15 protein-coding genes are annotated in these 14994 nt (G+C 71.9%); 9 read left to right on the forward strand and 6 right to left on the reverse strand.

The genetic code is table 11. The features are described from left to right. Positions 1 to 5 precede the first annotated feature (5 nt). Positions 6 to 695: a response regulator transcription factor gene (locus LRP67_RS21955; protein WP_231271397.1), complete on the forward strand. Its 690-nt coding sequence runs from the start codon at positions 6 to 8 to the stop codon at positions 693 to 695. Further along, positions 688 to 1878, forward strand: coding sequence for a histidine kinase dimerization/phospho-acceptor domain-containing protein (locus LRP67_RS17240; RefSeq protein WP_231271398.1), 1191 nt, complete (start codon positions 688 to 690; stop codon positions 1876 to 1878). Before LRP67_RS21955 ends, LRP67_RS17240 begins: the two co-directional genes overlap by 8 nt. Before the next feature lie 5 nt (positions 1879 to 1883). On the opposite strand, the gene LRP67_RS17245 is transcribed toward LRP67_RS17240, so the two are convergent. Then, on the reverse strand, positions 1884 to 2396 hold the full coding sequence (locus LRP67_RS17245) for a MarR family winged helix-turn-helix transcriptional regulator (RefSeq protein ID WP_231271399.1): 513 nt from the start codon (positions 2394 to 2396) through the stop codon (positions 1884 to 1886). Positions 2397 to 2451: 55 nt separating this feature from the next. Then, positions 2452 to 3666: an acetyl-CoA C-acetyltransferase gene (locus LRP67_RS17250; RefSeq protein ID WP_231271400.1), complete on the reverse strand. Its 1215-nt coding sequence runs from the start codon at positions 3664 to 3666 to the stop codon at positions 2452 to 2454. Between the two features lie 138 nt (positions 3667 to 3804). Here LRP67_RS17250 and LRP67_RS17255 point away from each other — a divergent pair, with 138 nt between their 5' ends. Further along, positions 3805 to 4671 carry a thioesterase family protein gene (locus LRP67_RS17255; protein WP_231271401.1) on the forward strand — a complete coding sequence of 289 codons (867 nt, stop codon included), beginning with the start codon at positions 3805 to 3807 and terminating at the stop codon, positions 4669 to 4671. Positions 4672 to 4681: 10 nt separating this feature from the next. On the opposite strand, the gene LRP67_RS17260 is transcribed toward LRP67_RS17255, so the two are convergent. Next, positions 4682 to 5242 (reverse strand): RNA polymerase sigma factor, encoded by a 561-nt coding sequence (locus LRP67_RS17260; RefSeq protein WP_231271402.1) that lies wholly within the window; start codon positions 5240 to 5242, stop codon positions 4682 to 4684. 305 nt (positions 5243 to 5547) lie between these two features. Here LRP67_RS17260 and LRP67_RS17265 point away from each other — a divergent pair, with 305 nt between their 5' ends. Further along, a complete protein-coding gene (locus LRP67_RS17265) occupies positions 5548 to 5877 on the forward strand; it encodes a hypothetical protein (RefSeq protein ID WP_231271403.1) in 330 nt (109 codons plus the stop codon). A 338-nt stretch (positions 5878 to 6215) separates the two neighbouring features. Here LRP67_RS17265 and LRP67_RS17270 read toward each other — a convergent pair whose 3' ends face one another. After that, on the reverse strand, positions 6216 to 6599 hold the full coding sequence (locus LRP67_RS17270) for a globin (RefSeq protein ID WP_231271404.1): 384 nt from the start codon (positions 6597 to 6599) through the stop codon (positions 6216 to 6218). 128 nt (positions 6600 to 6727) lie between these two features. Here LRP67_RS17270 and LRP67_RS17275 point away from each other — a divergent pair, with 128 nt between their 5' ends. Beyond that, positions 6728 to 7153 carry an OsmC family protein gene (locus LRP67_RS17275; RefSeq protein WP_231271405.1) on the forward strand — a complete coding sequence of 142 codons (426 nt, stop codon included), beginning with the start codon at positions 6728 to 6730 and terminating at the stop codon, positions 7151 to 7153. A gap of 5 nt (positions 7154 to 7158) precedes the next feature. Here LRP67_RS17275 and LRP67_RS17280 read toward each other — a convergent pair whose 3' ends face one another. Then, positions 7159 to 8178, reverse strand: a complete 1020-nt coding sequence (locus LRP67_RS17280; RefSeq protein ID WP_231271406.1) for a mechanosensitive ion channel family protein — start codon at positions 8176 to 8178, stop codon at positions 7159 to 7161. Between the two features lie 59 nt (positions 8179 to 8237). On the opposite strand from LRP67_RS17280, the gene LRP67_RS17285 reads away from it, so the two are divergent. The 4 genes from LRP67_RS17285 (at position 8238) to LRP67_RS17300 (ending at position 12261) form a co-directional block, all read left to right on the forward strand. Beyond that, positions 8238 to 8603: a hypothetical protein gene (locus LRP67_RS17285; RefSeq protein WP_231271407.1), complete on the forward strand. Its 366-nt coding sequence runs from the start codon at positions 8238 to 8240 to the stop codon at positions 8601 to 8603. After that, on the forward strand, positions 8590 to 8973 hold the full coding sequence (locus tag LRP67_RS17290) for a DUF5130 family protein (protein WP_231271408.1): 384 nt from the start codon (positions 8590 to 8592) through the stop codon (positions 8971 to 8973). Before LRP67_RS17285 ends, LRP67_RS17290 begins: the two co-directional genes overlap by 14 nt. A gap of 219 nt (positions 8974 to 9192) precedes the next feature. Then, positions 9193 to 9642: a hypothetical protein gene (locus tag LRP67_RS17295; protein WP_231271409.1), complete on the forward strand. Its 450-nt coding sequence runs from the start codon at positions 9193 to 9195 to the stop codon at positions 9640 to 9642. Between the two features lie 63 nt (positions 9643 to 9705). Further along, on the forward strand, positions 9706 to 12261 hold the full coding sequence (locus LRP67_RS17300) for a signal peptidase I (RefSeq protein WP_231271410.1): 2556 nt from the start codon (positions 9706 to 9708) through the stop codon (positions 12259 to 12261). Positions 12262 to 12264: 3 nt separating this feature from the next. Here the strand turns inward: LRP67_RS17300 and pepN are convergent, their stop codons facing one another. Beyond that, entirely contained in the window at positions 12265 to 14817 is a 2553-nt protein-coding gene (pepN, locus tag LRP67_RS17305; RefSeq protein ID WP_231271411.1) for an aminopeptidase N, read from the reverse strand. Between the last annotated feature and the right edge of the window lie 177 nt (positions 14818 to 14994).

Genomic DNA, 14994 nt, shown 5'->3' on the forward strand with positions numbered 1-14994 from the left:
CGACTGTGGCCCACCGAGTGCTTGTCGTCGAGGACGAGGAGGACATCGCCATCCCCCTGGTCCGCACGCTGGAGCGCGAGGGGTACGACGTCCTGTGGGTCGACAGCGGGCAGAAGGCGCTCGATGAGCTGCGCTCGCGCCCGGCTGACGTGGTCATCTTGGACCTCGGGCTGCCCGACATGGACGGCCTCGAGGTCTGCCGCGCCGCCCGCGACGGCGGCTACGCGGGGGCGATCATGATCGTGACCGCGCGAGCCGGCGAGCTGGACCGGGTCGTGGGGCTCGACTACGGCGCCGACGACTACCTCGCCAAGCCTTTCGGCCTGGCCGAGCTGCAGGCCCGGGTCCGGGCACTGATCCGTCGCACGGCGGGCGTCACTGGTGACCCCGCCGACGAGGGCGGGCTGCGCATCGACGTCGCGGCTCGGCGGGTCTACGCGGGCGACGACGAGGTGCCGCTGACCGGCAAGGAGTTCGACGTCCTCAACATCCTGGCCGCCCACCGCGACAAGGTGGTCTCGCGCGGGCGGCTCATGGCCGACGTGTGGGACGAGAACTGGTACGGCTCGACCAAGACGCTCGACGTGACGATCGGCCGACTGCGCCAGAAGCTCGAGGGCGTCGGGGTCTCGGAGCGGGTGGTCGCTGTTCGGGGCGTGGGTTTCCGCCTCGAGGGCAGCACCCCCGATGCGTAGGCGACTGACCCTCGCGTTCCTGCTCGTCACCCTGTCGATGATCCTGCTCGCGGGGATCGTGCGCGCGGTCACGCTGGACGGCATGCTGCGCGAGCGCGAGGGCGAGCACCTCTTCCGCGAGGCCACCACCCTCGCGTCGGTCATCGAGGCCAACGACGAGCTCGCGCGCCCGGTCGACCGAGCGTTCCTCGAGGACTTCGTCGGCCCGGATACCGAGATCGTCTATGCCCCGGCCAACGGACCGAGGGCCGTGGTCACCGGGCCGGACTTCCGCGACGGTGACGACGGCATCACGTCCACGATCAGCCTCGACGGCGGCAAGGTCACCGTGCGCCAGTCGGCCGGGGCCATCCAGAACCTCTGGGGGCGCGACTCGTGGTCGGTCGTCGCGCTGTTCGCGGTCACCGGGCTGGGCTCGGCGCTGATCGGGTTCGTCATCTCCGGCTCACTCGCCGCGCCGTTCCAGAAGCTGGCGGTCGCCGCCAGCGCCCTCGGCCGTGGCCGCTTCGACCTCGACCTGCCGCCCAGCCGGGTGCCCGAGGCCCGGGCGATCACCGAGGCCCTGCGCTCCAGCGCGACCGCGCTGCGCGAGCGGCTGAAGCGTGAGCAGCAGTTCGCGCTGCACGCCTCCCACGTGCTGCGCACCCCGCTCACGACCCTGCGCCTGGAGCTCGAGGAGATGACCCTCGACGAGGACCTGCCTGCCAAGGCGCGGGCCGCCGCGCAGCGCTGCATGACGGCCGTCGACGACGTCACGCTCGTCGCCTCGGACCTGGTCGACCTGTCCCGCCGCGGCCTCATCGGGGGTGCCCAGGTCCCCCTGCGCGAGCTCGCCACGTCCTGTGCGCAGCACTGGTCGGACGAGCTGGACGAGTACGACCGGCGCCTCACGGCGGCGGTCGAGGGCGACCTCGACCTCACGTTCACCCCCGGGCCCGTGGAGCAGGTCCTCGACCTGCTCCTGCGCGATCGCGTCGCCCACGGGCTGGGCGACACCCGGCTGGTCCTCGAGGGCGACCCTCGGGGTCACCTGCGCCTCCTGGTCCGCGGTGCCCGGCGGCCCGACGCCGACGACGAGCTGCTCGACGAGGCGCGCGCGGTGATCGAGGCTCTGGGTGGGCGCCTGGAGGCGGTCCGCGGAGAGGGCCACTCCGACCAGGTCGTGCTCCTGCCGCGACGCTGACCCGGTCAGTCCTGGGCGGGCTGACGTATCTCCATCTCGGGGTGACCCGCGATCAGGTGGTCGGTCACGGCGTTCATGACCCGGCCGAGGGCGGCGAAGTCGTCGGCGTCGACCAGGTCGACGAGGTGGTCGCGGACCCCGTTGACGTGCGTGGGGGCGCTGTTCTCCAGGAGCAGCATGCCGCGGTCGGTCAGGCGGGCGACGACGCCTCGCCCGTCCTCCGGCGAGCTGTACCGCTCGACGAGGTCGGCCCGCTCCATCCGCTTGATGGTGTGGGTCACCCGACTCCGGCTGTGCGCGAGGGCCGCGGCCAGCTGGGCCATGCGCAGCTGGCCGCCGTTCTCGGACAGGCGCACCAGGATCTCGTACTCGGCGAGCGACAGGTCGTGGCGACGACGCAGGTCGTCGTCGAGCCGGTCCATCAGCAGCGTGGAGCCCAGCACCAGCGCGCGCCACGAGCGCTGCTGCGACTCGTCTAGCCAGTGGGTCTCGCGGGCCGGTCCGCCGATGTCGCTCACCCGAGCAGTCTAGGACGGCGGACCGGGCCGTGAGGCGGCCGTGAGACCCGTGCAGTCAGAGGCGCTCGAGGATCAGCGCCATGCCCTGCCCGCCGCCGACGCACATGGTGATGAGGCCGGTGGTCTTGTCGTGCCAGTCGAGCGAGTTGAGCATGGTGTTCTGCAGACGGGCGCCGGTCATCCCGAAGGGGTGGCCCACCGCGATGGCGCCGCCGTTGACGTTGAGCCGGTCGATGTCGATGCCGAGGTCCTGGTAGGACGGCACGACCTGCGCCGCGAAGGCCTCGTTGATCTCGACCAGGTCGATGTCGCCGATGCTCATGCCGGCGTACCGCAGGGCGTTCTTGGTGGCCTCGACCGGGCCCAGGCCCATGATCTCGGGGGAGAGGCCGCTGACGCCGGTGGAGACGATGCGCGCCAGCGGGGTGAGGCCGAGCTCGGCGGCCCTGGTGTCGGACATGATCACCACGGCGGCCGCGCCGTCGTTGAGCGCGCAGCAGTTGGCCGCGGTGACCACGCCGTCGGGGCGGAAGACCGGCTTGAGGTCCTTGATGCCGTCGTAGGTCACGCCTGCGCGGGGGCCGTCGTCGGTGCTGACGACGGTGCCGTCGGGCAGGGTGACGGGGGTGATCTCGCGGGCCCAGAAGCCGTCGTTGATCGCCTTCTCGGCGAGGTTCTGCGAGCGCACGCCGAACTCGTCGAGCTCCTGGCGCGAAAGGCCGCGCAGCTTGGCGACGTTCTCGGCCGTCTGCCCCATGGCGATGTAGATGTCCGGCAGCTGGCCGTCCTCGCGCGGGTCGTGCCAGCCGACCCCGCCCTCGGCGGTCTTCTCGGTGCGGGCCTTGGCGTCGTCGAAGGCGTGGTTGTGGGTGTCGGGCCAGTGGTCCGAGGTGCCCTTGGCGAAGCGCGACACGGTCTCGACGCCGGCGGAGATGAAGACGTCGCCCTCGCCGGCCTTGATCGCGTGGAAGGCCATGCGCGTGGTCTGCACGGACGAGGCGCAGTAGCGGGTGGTCGTGGCGCCGGGGACGCCGTCCATGTCGTTGAGCACGTTGACCACGCGAGCCATGTTGTTGCCGGACTCGCCGCCGGGCAGCCCACAGCCGAGGTACAGGTCGTCGACGGTGGTGCGGTCCAGCGCGGGGATCTTGTCCAGCGCCGCCTTCACGATGGTCGCCGTCAGGTCGTCCGGTCGCAGGTCCACCAGCGACCCCTTGTTGGCGCGGCCGATCGGCGAGCGGGTGGCGGAAACGATGACTGCCTCGGGCATGGGCGGATCTCCGATCTCGTGAGTGATGCGTCGCCAGAGTAGGACAGTTCGCGCGCGCCCGACTGTGTCGCACAGCACACAGTGCCACGCGGGCGGTGACTCCCGAGGCGGCGCCCGCGTCTCTGAGAGCATCAGGGGGTGCGACACGTCTACGACTGCCCCATGCGCTGGGCCGACCTGGATCTGCTGGGGCACGTCAACAACGTGGTCTACGTCGACTACCTCCAGGAGGCGCGCGTCGACCTCCTGCGGACGCACGGCCCCTCGGCGACGGGCCAGCTCGCCGGCACCGTGGGCGAGGGCCTGGTCGTCGTGCGCCACGAGGTGACCTACGTCGGCGCGCTGGAGTTCCGGTTCCGACCGGTGCGCATCGAGTGCTGGGTGACCGAGATCCGCGCGGCCACGTTCACCATGGCCTACGAGATCTTCCACGAGGACCCCGAGACGGAGGGCGGCCGGCGCGTCTACCTGCGCGCGGCCACGGTGCTGACGCCGTACGTCTTCGAGACCGAGCGGCCACGGCGCCTCAGCCCGACCGAGCAGCAGGCACTGGGCGCCTACCTGGAGCCGGCGCCGCGCGCACGGCCACCGAGGCGGGAGCCCCTCTCACGCACGACGCACTACCCGGTGCACGTGCGCTTCTCCGACGTGGACGTCTACGGCCACGTCAACAACGTGAAGTACTTCGAGTACCTGCAGGAGGCGCGCATCCGGATGGTCGCCGGCCTGAGCAGCGACCTGGCTTCGCCCAGGGCACCCGTGGTGGTGGCGCAGACCGACGTCGACTATCGGATGCCGCTGGTGTTCCGGCCCGAGCCGTACGACTGCTGGTCGCGCATCGTCCGCGTGGGCCGGCGCTCGATGACGATCGACTCCGAGATCCGCGACGGCGAGCTGCTGATGGCCCGCGCCCAGGTGACGACGGTCTTCTACGACCCGGAGACCGGCCGGTCGACCGACCCGCCGGCGGACCTGCGCGCCGTGCTGGAGGCGGCGTCCGGCTGAGGGGCTGAGCTCAGCCGAGTCCGGCCGGGGTCACCGGCTGCTTCGGGGTCACGGCCGCGCGGAGCCGCTTCAAGCCACGGTGGTGCGCCACCCGGACGGCCACGGCGCTGATTCCCAGGGCCTCCGCGGTCGCGGCCACGTCCAGGCCGACCCCGTCGATGCAGGCGACGACGTCGCGCTCGCGCGGTGGCAGGGTCGCCAGGGCGGACCGCACCCAGTCGCGGCCCTCGGCCTCGCCGATCACGTCGTCGGCCGGCAGCTCCAGCGTCTCCGAGAGGCCGGGGTCGGTCCGCCGGCGCCGACTGCGGCGGTCGGTGGTGGCGGCCAGATTGCGGGCGATGCCGAACAGCCAGCCCGCGAACTGCTCGGACGTGCCGGTGAAGTCGGACACCCGGCGCGCCGCGACCAGCCAGGCCTCGCCGGCCAGGTCCTCCGGCGAGACCGCCGAGTCGCCGCTGGGCCGGGTGCCCAACCACACGACGAGTCGCCCGGCGTGAGCTCGGTAGAGCTCCCGCCAGGCGTCCGGGTCACCAGTCTTCGCCCGGGAGATCTGGTCGTCGTCGCGATGCACCCTGGGGTCAGCCGCTCCCATCCTCGGTCGGACGGTCGCCGCGACCGCCCCGGTCGCCCGGCTGGCCCTGATGGCCCGGTCGACCGTCGTGTCCCTGGTGTCCCTGATGTCCCTGATGTCCCTGGTGAGGACCCGGGTGGTGCTGCCCCTGGTGGCCCTGGCTCTGGCCGGTCTTCGGGCCGTTGCTCGAGCCGTGGCCGTGGCCGTTCCCCGAGCCCGGTCCGGCGGCTCCAGGTTGCGTACCGTCCTCGGGAAGAGGCGCGGTACCACTCGCCGGACCGGGCGACTCGGGGGGAACGTCGAGCGTGCCCGACGGCGCCGGCGTGGAGGCGCCGCGCGTCGGGCTGCTCGACAGGGTGCTCGAAGGGCTGCTCGACAGGGTGCTCGAAGGGCTGCCCGACTGGGTGCTCGAGGGGCTGCCCGACGTGCCGCTCGAGGGACTGCCAGAGGAGCTGTCCGACGGGCTCGGGGGCGGCGTGGACGGCCGGACCGCGGGGGGACGGTCCCGATCGGGGAGGCCGGGGACGGAGATCGTCCCGGCCGCCCACGCGCCACCGATGCCCATGCCGACCAGTCCGGCGGTGGCCAGTGCCACCCGCCACCGCAGGAAGCGTCGGGCGCGCGGGGTCGCCTGAGAGGCGGCCGCGAGCGCCGCGAGCCGGTGGACGAGGTCGTCCTGCGGCTCGAGTGTCGGGGCGCTCAGCCCGAGCTCGGGGTGGCGGGTGGCGGTCACGGGGACTCCCGGGCCGCCGGCGCCCGGTCCGCGCGGCGGCGGAGGCCGGCCGTGCGCAGACGAGGCCCGAGGAGCATCCGCCACCATGGCGGAGGAGAGCCGCGACGACGAGGGCGGCGCGGTGTCGCGGTGGTCATCTCGCTCCTCGGTCCGGGCCCGGTGCGCGGGCCGACGGGTGGTCGGACACCTGGTACCTGTCGCGGGCCGCCCGTGGCGTTACCTCGGCTCCGCCGATCTTGCTCAGTCGAGCGTGTTGACCATGAACTGAGCGGCGTGGGTGACGTAGTCCCAGAACCGGGCGTCCTGCTCGGGGGTGAGGTCGACCGCGTCCAGCCCCTCGCGGAAGTGCAGCAGCCAGCGGTCCTTGGCCTCCGGGTTGACCACGAAGGGTGCGTGCCGCATCCGCAGCCGGGGGTGTCCGCGCTGGTCGGAGTAGGTGGTCGGACCGCCCCAGTACTGCACGAGGAAGAGCAGGAAGCGCTCCTCCGCGGGGCCGAGGTCCTCCTCGGGGTAGAGCGGGCGCAGCACCTCGTCGCCGGCCACGCCCTCGTAGAACGTGGCGACGATGCGTCGCAGCGTCTCGAAGCCGCCGATCTCGTCGTAGAACGTGGTCACGCGCCCCATTGTGCTTGTCGCTCTCCGGTGGGCACGCACCCGGCATCGCCGTGGGGCGTGCCAGACTCGGGACGGCCCAGCCTGAGCAGGGCCCGCCCGACCAATGGCCCATCCGAACAACTGGGAGTGATCCGCACATGGCAACCACCCGCACCGCAACGACGCACTGGGAAGGCAGCCTCTTCGAGGGCGCCGGCAAGGTGATGCTCGAGTCCTCCGGGCTCGGCACATACGACGTCTCGTGGCCCGCGCGCGCCGAGGAGCCCCAGGGCAAGACCAGCCCGGAGGAGCTCATCGCCGCCGCCCACTCGTCCTGCTTCTCGATGGCGCTGTCCAACGGCCTGGCCAAGGCCGGCACCCCGCCGACCTCGCTCGACACCACCGCCGACGTGGAGCTCACCCCGGGCACCGGCATCACCGGCATCAAGATCACCGTCCGTGGCGTCGTCGAGGGCATGAGCAACGACGACTTCGTCGCTGCCGCGGAGGCCGCCAAGACCGGCTGCCCCGTCAGCCAGGCGCTGGCCGGCACCACCATCACGCTCGACGCCGCGCTGGCCTGAGGCCGCTAGGGCTGGTCGTCCCCGGCCTCGGCGGCGGGGGCGGCCGGCTCGGTGCGGTTCCAGACGACGCGCTGGGGGAACGGCATCTCGATCCCCTCGTGGTCGAAGCGGGCCTTGATCCGCTGCCGCATCTCGCGGGCCACCGCCCACTGCTCCAGGGGAGCGGTCTTGAGCGTCACCCGCACCGTCACGCCGTCGATGCCGAGCTGCTCGACGCCCCAGACCTCGGGCTCCTCGATCACCACGGACTTGTAGTCGTCGTCCTCCCACAGGTCGTGGGCGACCTCCTGCAGCACCCGGCGCACGCGCGCGAGGTCCTCGTCGTAGGCGACGTTGATGTCCAACACCGAGCGCGCCCAGTTCTGGCTCATGTTGCCCACGCGCATGATCTCGCCGTTGGGCACGTACCAGACGGTGCCGTTGACGTCGCGCAGCCGCGTGATCCGCAGGCTGACCGCCTCGACGGTGCCGCTGGCCTCGCCGACGTCGACGACGTCGCCGACGCCGTACTGGTCCTCCAGGATCATGAAGACCCCCGACAGGAAGTCCTTCACCAGCGACTGGGCGCCGAAGCCGAGGGCGAGGCCGATGATGCCGGCGCTGGCGATGATCGGGGCGATGTTGACGCCGAGCTCGCTGAGCATCATGGTGCCGAACATCGCCACCAGGACCCCGGTGATGATGCTCTTCAGCAGGCTGCCGATGGTCTTGGCCCGCTGCACCCGGCGGGTCGCGGTCACGACGTCCGAGGAGGCCGCGTGGCTGGCGCCCTTGCGGACCATGGAGAAGCGGCCCACCTTGTCGGGCAGTACGCCCGCCTCCGCGCGCCGTACGACGCGGTCGACGACGCGGTGCAGCGCCCACCTCAGCACCAGGCCCAGGAGCAGCAGGCCGGTGAGCGCGAGGGGCTTGCCGATCAGGACATCGGCGACGTCGGCGGCGGTCGAGCTGCCCGTCCACTCGAAGGCGGCGTCGCAGACCTGCTCACCGGCCGCGCAGGGATCCGTGGTCTCGAGAGCCAACATGCGCCCATGCATAGCATCTCGGCGCGGGCCGATCGAACCGAGCCGATAGGCTGTGGCGCGTGATCTCCCAGCTCCCGCTCGTCCTCCGCCGCAGCGTCGTGGTCCTCGTGACCGGCCTCACCTCGCTCGGGCTGTCCGTCGTGCTCGCCGCCCCTGCCATGGCCGAGCCGTCCGAGGGCTGGCCCGACAGCGAGCCGGCCAGTGCGACGCACGCGCTGCTGGTCTTCGTCGGGCTCCCGGTGCTGCTGTTCCTCGTCGTCACGCTCGCCGTCCTGCTCCCGGCGATGGTCCGCGGAGAGCGGCTCACGCCGGGCCGGCCGGTGGTCGAGAACCAGTGGCTCGGCGGGCCGCGGCGCAGCGCCGGCGAGCTCGCGGCGCCGGACGGCGAGACCTCGGAGGCTGGTGGCGCAAGTGGCCGCTGGTGACCTCTTCAGCAGCGCCGACCGCGCCGCTCTCGACGAGGCCATCCGCAAGGCCGAGCAGCTCTGCCGTGCGGAGATCTCGGTGTTCGTCGGGTCGGCTGGCCCCGAGCCGCGCCGCTTCGCGACCAGCTTGCACAACTCGTTGGTCGCGCCCGCTCGCAGCATCCTGATCATGGTGGACCCGGAGGCGCACGCGCTCGAGGTCGTGACCGGCGGCTATGTCCGACGCACCCTCACCGACGCCGAGGTCGAGCTCGCCGTGCTGGCGATGCAGACCGACTTCGCGGCCGGCGACCTGGTCGGCGGTCTGCGCCGGGGCATCCACCTGCTGGCCGACCACGCGCGCTCCCCGGAGACCCTGCACCGCGCGTAGCCCTTCCATTTGGGAACGGTTCGTCAACAGGACCTCCACGATCCCGCTACATCCCTGGCGCGTGCCCTGGGCGCGTGGTCCACTCTGCTCAGTCGACGTGGGATGGGGCCCGCCGTCGACTGTGGGAGACGTCGTCTCGGACCGCGCGCGCCGCGTGCGGGGATGTTTCCTCCCACGTCCAACTAGGGACAAGCGTGAATCACAGGGGGAAACAAGATCATGAGCAAGCAGCTCGTGCTGGCACTCGCAGCCGGCACCACCGCATTCGCCGCCGTCGTAGGGTCGGCAGCGACCCTCGGAGGCATCACCTCCGACGACCTCGGCGCGGACACCTCCGTCGTCGCCAGCTGCGACACCGACGGCATCGCCGTCGAATACTCGACCACCTACGTCGAGATGACCGGCGTCTACGAGGTCGACGAGGTCACCCTCACGGGGATCGACCAAGGCTGTGCGGGCCAGTCCTACAAGGTCACGCTCGCGGGAGGCGCCTCCAGCACCACATCGCTCCTGGAGAAGCCGGGCACGCTCCCGGCTGGCCCGGTGGCACCGGCGACGTGGAACGACGAGCTGACCCTGCCCATCGACACGAGCAGCACGACCGGACCCGTCGACGGCGTCGACGCCGAGGCCGTGGAGAACATCGCCGTCGTGATCAGCGGCGCCTGAGCCAGAACTGACGATGTCCTGCTCAGCCCGCCCCTGAGGGCGGGCTGAGAGGCACGCCACGACATGAGCCCCGAGGTCCTCATCGTTCGGCGGCGGGGCCGGCGCTGGTGGCGCCGGGCCCGCCGCCTGGTCGGCGTGCTCGCCTGGCTCCTCACCCTCGGGTTCCTCTACTTCGCGCTGCCCGCCCCGTTCGGGGCGAAGCTCGGGGTGACGGTGGTGTCGGGCAACTCGATGCTGCCGACCTACGAGACCGGGGACGCCGTCGTCACCTGGCGCACCGGCGACTACGAGGTCGGGGAGCCGATCGTCTACGCGGTCCCGGACGGCGAGGTGGGCGCCGGCGTCTTCGTCGTGCACCGCGTCGTGGAGCGCGACGGCGACGCCTACGTCACCCGCGGGGACAACAACGACGGCGACGACGAGTGGCGGCCCACCGACCGCAACGTGCAGGGCGCGGTCCTCGCCCGGGTGCCGTACGGCGCGTTCCTGCTGAGGTGGGTGACCTCGCCGCTGTCGATGGCGGCGGCCTGCGGCATGTTCACGATGTTCGCGGTCCTGGCCTCCGGGCGCGGCGGAGGCCGACGACGCGGACCGCCCGGTGGGTCCGGGGGTCTGCCGGGCCGGCGCCGGGCGGTGCCGAACCGGCCGGTGCGCCAGCGCGTGCTCACCTCCCGCACCGGTGCGGTCGCCATCGCCGGCGTCGTCGTGCTCGTGGTGGCCCCGGTCGGGACGGCTGCCACCCTGGGCGGGCTGCTGGCCGACGACCTCTACTCCACGGCGCAGGCCGCGGCCCTGTCGGGCAACCCCGTCCAGGTCGTCCAGGTCATCGACTCCGACGACCCGGTGGAGTACTGCGCCACGGTCACCGTCGCCAACACGTCCACGGAGTCGGTGACCTGGGGCACCACCCTCGACGTGGCGGCGCAGGGCGGCACCTCGATCACGTCGTCGTCGGGCGTCGTCACGGTCTCCTTCACGCCGACGGCGTGGAAGGTGAGGGGGGAGCCGGGCAACGCGGTGCTGTCGCCCGGTGCGTCGACCGAGTTCGAGTACTGCGCCGCGCGGGGGGTCCCCGGCCTGACGCCGGGGACCGTCTCGCTCGTGGTCGACGCCCAGACGAGTCAGTACTGCGTCACCGCGACCGTCTCGAGCACGTCGGCGGAGTGGGTCCGGTGGAGCGCGACGATCACCCGGGCGACTCCCGGGCTCTCAGCTCAGGCCTACTGGCTCGCCGCCCCTCCGACGAGCAGCTGGGGGGCGACCACGGTCGACTTCAACGCGAGCACGGGAGCCTGGCTCGTCCGCGGCCCGGAGGGTGACAACGGCTTCGTCCGGGCGGGCAGCAGCCGGACGTTCGGCTGGTGCGCGCCCTACAACGGCTCGGCGACGCCGGGGCAGACCACGTCGTCGGTGGCGGTCAGCTTCGGCCAGGAGCAGTACTGCGTCCAGGTCACCGTCACGACGACGGCCACGGACTGGGTCCGGTGGCAGACGACGATCTCGCACACGACCCCCGGCCTGACCTCCCAGGCCTACTGGCTCGCGGCCGCACCCTCGCCCAGCAACGCACAGACCGCGTCGTTCGACGCGGGCACCGGGACGTGGGTGGTCGAGGGGATCACCGGCAACAACGCCGTGGTCAAGGCCGGCAGCCCCGCGACGTGGAGCTACTGCGCGCCGACGGCGGCGCCCGACGTGGCCACCGCGACCGCGACGGCCACGGTGACCAGCTTCAGCGGCACGACCTACTGCGCCAGCGTGACGGTGGCGACCACGGCGACCGACTGGGTCCGGTGGCAGGCGACCATCGACCACGCCACCCCCGGCCTGACGGCCACGCCGTACTGGCTCGCGGCGGCCGGCTCGCCGAGCAACGCCACCACCGTCTCCTTCGACGCCGGCACCGGGACCTGGGTCCTGCGGGGCGTGAGCCACAACGCCTACATCAAGGCCGGCAGTCCCCAGACCTGGAGCTTCTGCGCGCCACCCTCCCAGGGGGTCCTGACCGAGGCGACGTCCGCGGTGACGGTCACGAGCACCGGTAACGGGCAGTTCTGCGCCAACGTCACGGTCTCGACGGCCTCCTCCGACTGGATCGCGTGGAAGAGCACGATCAGCCGCACCACCCCGGGCGTGAGCGCTGCCGGCTACTGGCTGACCGCGGTCCCGACGACGCTGACCAACGTCGCGTCGCACGACTTCGCGGCGCCCACCGGGACGTGGGTGGCCAAGGGGGTCACGCACAACGCCTACATCAAGGCCGGCTCCCCGGTGACCTGGACCTACTGCGCCCCGCTCCAGACCGGCGGCAGCGCGCTGGTCGACGCCACGGTGAGCGCCGTCGTGGACAACGCGTGGAACACCAGCAGCTACTGCGCCACCGTGACCGTCACGACCACCTCGCCGACACCCGTGCCCTGGCGAGCGAAGATCGACCACAGCACGCCCGGGCTGACGGCCACGAACCGCTGGCTCACCGCCCAGCCCACGAACTTCTGGAACGCCCAGTCCCAGTCGTTCCACGCACCCACGGGGGTGTGGGTCCTGGTGGGGGCGAGCCACAACGCCACCGTCTCGGCGAGCTCGCCCACCACCTTCGGCTTCTGCACGCCCTACTGACGCTCAGGCCTGCGCGTCCCTCTCCTGGGCCGCCAGCGCGCGGGCCACGTCGGCGCGGCCCTCGCGCACGTAGCGCTTGGCGGCGGGGTTGGCCGGGGAGGACTCCAGCCAGGCGTCGACCTGCTGCAGCAGCTCCGGGCTGGCGAGCTGGCGCGGGAAGATGAACTCCAGCGCGGTGGAGGCCCGCTGCGTGCCGAGCCGCTCCCAGATGTCGTCGGCGGCCGCGAGGTAGGCGTCGACGTACGGCGCCAGCACCTCGTCCTGGCCGGTGCGCTGGAACGACAGGATGATCGAGCGCTGGGTCTCGTTGGGAGTGTCGGTCTTGGTGATGGCCGCCTCCCACGCCGCCGCCTTCGCGTCGGGGTCCGGGCGCGCGGCGCGCGCCGCGGCCGCGTGCTCCTGGCCGGCGATGGTGCCGTCGCGCGACAGCTCCTCGTCGATGCGCTCGTCGCCGGCGGCGCCGGCCGCCGCGAGCGAGGTCAGCAGCACCCAGCGCAGGTCCTGGTCGACCGCCAGGCCCTCGAAGGTCAGCGACCCGTCGAGCAGGGCCTCCAGGTCGGCGATCGCCGCGTCGCTGTGGGCGATGGCGGCGTAGGAGCGGGCGAAGGTGAGCTGGTGGTCGCTGCCGGGCGCGGCCGCACCGAGCAGCTCGCGCAGACCGCGCTCCCACTCCGCGCGCAGCTGCGGGCGGTGCTCCTTGGCCGAGAAGTGGTTGACCGCCTGGGCGGCGTACGTCGGGATCCGGCTGACCCCCCACGAGTCGGTCTCGGCGCCGATGTTGCGCAGCACGAGCGCGACGAAGTCGGACGCGCGCATCTCGGCGTCGCGGGTCATGTCCCAGGCCGCGCCCCAGGCCAGGGCGCGCGCGAGGGAGTCGTCGAGCTTGGACAGCCCGTCGACCACCGTGGCGAGGGAGCGCTCGTCCAGGCGGATCTTGGCGTAAGTGAGGTCGCTGTCGTTGAGCAGGAGCAGGTCGGGCTGCGCCTGACCGACGAGCTCGGGGACCTCGGTGAGCTCGCCCTCGACGTCGGTCTCGAGGTACTCGCGCCTCACCAGGCGCCCCTCGACCTCGTCGTAGAGGCCGATGCCGATGCGGTGACGGCGCAGGGTCGGCCAGTCCGGGTGCGCGGTCTGGCGGACGGCCAGGGCGCGGTAGCGACCCTCGTCGTCGACCTCGAACTCCGGCGTCAGCGTGTTGACGCCCGCGGTCTGGAGCCACTCCTGGGCCCACCCGCCCAACTCGCGCCCGGACGCCCGCTCGAGGGCCGCCAGCAGGTCCTTGAACTCGGAGTTGCCGTAGGCGAAGTCCTTGAAGTACTGGCGCAGCCCGGCCTGGAAGTCCTCCAGCCCGACCCACGCGACCAGCTGCTTGAGCACCGAGGCGCCCTTGGCGTAGGTGATCATGTCGAAGTTGACCTCGACCGCCTGCAGGTCGTGGTTGTCCGCGGCGATCGGGTGGGTGCTGGGCAGCTGGTCCTGGCGGTAGCCGGTCTGCTTGCGGGCGTTGGCGAACCCGGTCCAGGCGTCGGTGTACTCGGTGGCCTCGACCTCGGCGTGGTAGCAGGCCCACTCGGCAAAGGACTCGTTGAGCCACAGGTCGTCCCACCACTTCATGGTCACCAGGTCGCCGAACCACATGTGCGCCATCTCGTGCAGGATCACGCTGCAGCGGAACTCGTAGAACGACCGCGGCTGGCGGCTGCGCGGCAGGTACTCGTCGCGCAGGGTCACGCAGCCGGCGTTCTCCATCGCGCCCATGTTGTACTCCGGCACGTAGAGCTGGTCGTACTTGCCGAACGGGTAGGGGAAGTCGAAGGCCTCCTCGAAGAACGCGAAGCCGCGCTCGGTGATGTCGACCAGCTCGTCGACGTCGAGGAACTCCACCAGCGACTGGCGGCAGTAGTGGCCCAGCGGGATGTCGCCGTGCTTGCCTGCGTAGGTGTGCTGGACCTCGTGGTACTCGCCGGCGACGAGGGCCGTGATGTAGGTCGACATCGGCTTGGTCGGCGCGAAGCGCCATACGGCCTTGCCCTCGGCTCCCGCCAGCGGCTCGGGTGTGGGGGAGGGGGAGTTGGAGACGACCTTCCAGTGGTCGGGGGCGGTGACGTTGAACGTGAACGTCGACTTGAGGTCGGGCTGCTCGAAGGTGGTGTAGACCCGGCGGGCGTCCGGCACCTCGAACTGGGAGTAGAGGTAGACCCGGTCGTCGACGGGGTCGACGAAGCGGTGCAGGCCCTCGCCGGTGTGGCTGTAGGGGAGCTCGCAGAGGACCCGCAGCTCGTTGTCGGCTTCGAGGCCCTCGAGCGCCAGGCGCGAGTCGTGGTAGACCTCGGCGGGGTCCAGGGTCCGTCCGTTGAGGGTCACCTCGTGGACGGTCGCGTCGACGAGGTCGGCGAAGGTGGAGGCGCCGGGCTCGGAGCAGCTGAACCGCAGGACGGTGGTGCTCTCGAAGACCTTGTCGGACACGGTGAGGTCGAGGTCGACGGTGTAGGACTCGACGGCCAGGAGGGAGGCGCGGGTCGCGGCCTCGTCCCGAGTGAGGTTGGTTCCAGGCATGTCGTTCATCATGTCACCGGGGTGGCGCACAGGGGTGCTGGGCCCTGGTGCGCGACGCGGGTCCGGCTCGTCCACAGAGTGGGACAGTTGGGGCTGGCGTGAGCGGTGGGATGCGAGTTACAGATGTGAAATTCTCGCCGACACGCTGACAAGGTGCTTGACACGTGCGTAATCTCC

It is taken from the genome of Nocardioides sp. cx-169, assembly GCF_021083605.1.
Taxonomy (GTDB): Bacteria; Actinomycetota; Actinomycetes; order Propionibacteriales; family Nocardioidaceae; genus Nocardioides.